General features: G+C 54.0%; 3 protein-coding genes. All 3 read left to right on the top strand.

Annotation, left to right across the window (positions count from 1 at the left end):
- Positions 1-32 precede the first annotated feature (32 nt).
- Positions 33-821, top strand: coding sequence for a Nif3-like dinuclear metal center hexameric protein (locus GX108_08725; protein ID NLO57105.1), 789 nt, complete (start codon positions 33-35; stop codon positions 819-821).
- Between the two features lie 37 nt (positions 822-858).
- The gene (trpS, locus tag GX108_08720) at positions 859-1,851 is read left to right on the top strand and encodes a tryptophan--tRNA ligase (GenBank protein ID NLO57104.1); all 993 of its coding nucleotides are present in this window, start codon (positions 859-861) and stop codon (positions 1,849-1,851) included.
- 31 nt (positions 1,852-1,882) lie between these two features.
- Positions 1,883-2,138, top strand: a 256-nt coding sequence (locus tag GX108_08715; protein NLO57103.1) for a segregation/condensation protein A, incomplete at its 3' end; no start/stop codon positions are given.

Here is a 2,138-nt window from a genome sequence, read left to right as displayed (position 1 = left end):
GAGGTGGCTTTATTTTTTAGGCGGTGAGAAGAATGCTCCGGGTCAGGGATGTCATCGAAGGGATAGAAACCTTTGCCCCCTTCTCGTCATGTTGTGAATGGGACAACTCCGGCCTGCAGATAGGATGCCTCGATTGGGAGGTAACTCGCCTGGCGGTCTCCCTGGACTTGACCTACAGGGCTATCGACGAGGCCCTGGTCAAAGGTTGTTCCTGCATTGTCACTCATCATCCCGTGATAATCGAGCCCCTTAGAAAGATCGAGACCCGGACGCCCTTAGGGGGAAAGATACTGGCCTGCCTTGAAAACCATCTTTCCGTCATTTCGTCGCACACAAACTGGGACATAAGCCCCCTGGGGGTCAACAGGGTCCTGGCCGAACTGCTCGGCCTGGAAGGAATGTCGCCCCTGGATGATAGTGACGGCAGGGCTGGTTGGATGGGGATTTGCGGGGCCTTAGCGACTCCGGAAAAGGGTCTTGCCCTTCCTGGTATACTCCGGGAAAAGTGGGATCTTTCCTGGACCAGGAGTTATCGTATCCCTGATACTGTATCCGACCTCGCCATAGTTGGAGGGTCGGGCGGTGACCTTTGGCCGACGGCAAAAGCAAAGGGTTCGGAAGTGTTCATCACCGCCGATATGAAGTACCATCAGGTCATGGAAGCCGTCGAAGGCGGCCTTGCCGTGGTCGTAGTGGACCATGGAGAAATGGAGAGGGTTACCCTTCCTGCCCTGGGCTCCCTTCTATCCAGCGCCCTGCTGATGGAAGTCCTCCAGGTTGATGTTCAGGGCTTCGAAGCGGGAGACATCACGACAGGATGACCGTTTTTCGTTAAATCTTCAAACGGGGTGAGTATTGATGAAAAAACGCGTCTTTAGCGGCATGAGACCGACCGGGAGGCTCCATCTCGGGCATCTGGCGGGAGCCCTGTCCAACTGGATCAGGTTCCAGGATGATTATGATTGTTTTTACTGCATCGTGGACTGGCATGCCATGATGTCGGACTACTCCGATACGCGCTTCATGAAAGGAAATTGCCGCGAAGTTCTTCTGGACTGGCTCGGGGTGGGGCTTGACCCCGACAGGAGCACCATTTTCCTGCAGTCCCATGTGCCCCATCACGCTGAACTCCATCTCGTGCTTTCCATGATAACGCCCCTTGGCTGGCTCGAAAGGTGTCCTACCTACAAGGATCAGATCCTCAATATTCAGAACAAGGATCTCAGCACCTATGCTTTCCTTGGTTACCCAGTGCTAATGGCAGGGGACATACTGTTATACAAAGCTGAACTGGTACCCGTCGGGGAGGACCAGTCCGCCCATCTGGAACTTACCAGGGAAGTCGCCCGCCGTTTCAACCACTTTTTTGGGGAAGTATTCCAGGAGCCGCAGACCATCCTTACGAAGACACCCAAAATCCCGGGCACTGACGGCCGCAAGATGAGCAAGTCCTACGGGAACGCCATAAATATAGCCGACAATCCCGAGGACATCTGGGAAAAGTTGAGAACCATGGTCACCGATACCGCCAGGGAGAGGCGGAGCGACCCGGGCAACCCGGAAAAGTGTCCCGTGTGGGATCTCCACAAGGCCTTCAACAACGATATGGAGGAGAGGGAGTACATCGATCGGGGGTGTCGGACCGCCGGGATAGGTTGCATCGAATGTAAAAACGCCCTTTATTCGCAACTCATGGATATCCTGGAACCCATCCAGGCCAAGCGAAAGGCCTTTGAGTCCAATGAGGAAAATTTGCTCGAGGTTTTGAGGAAGGGAGCGAGGAAAGCCGAGGAAGTTGCGGAAGTGACCATAGCAGAGGTAATAGAAGCTATCGGTTTTATAAAGAGATAAAAAATGAGTCCCTCCCCTGGAAAGAGCCTGAATGGAACTCGATGTAGAACTTGAGGGTTTTTCGGGACCGCTCGATGTCCTCTGTCACCTCGTGGAATCGGGTGGCATAAGCGCCGCCGGGATAAGCGTCAGCGAATTGATCAGAGTATACTCCGATTTTCTGATTAAGAACGAAAGGGCGACTATCAACGAGATGGCCGCCTTTTTCTCCCTTACAGCCCGGCTTTTGCTAGGAAAACTAAAAGCCCTTCTTCCCTCCCTGCCCGGAGCCGAGCAGAACGAAGCCG

The organism is Thermovirga sp., assembly GCA_012523215.1.
GTDB lineage: Bacteria > Synergistota > Synergistia > Synergistales > Thermovirgaceae > 58-81.
This window is presented reverse-complemented; position numbering and strand designations above follow the sequence as displayed.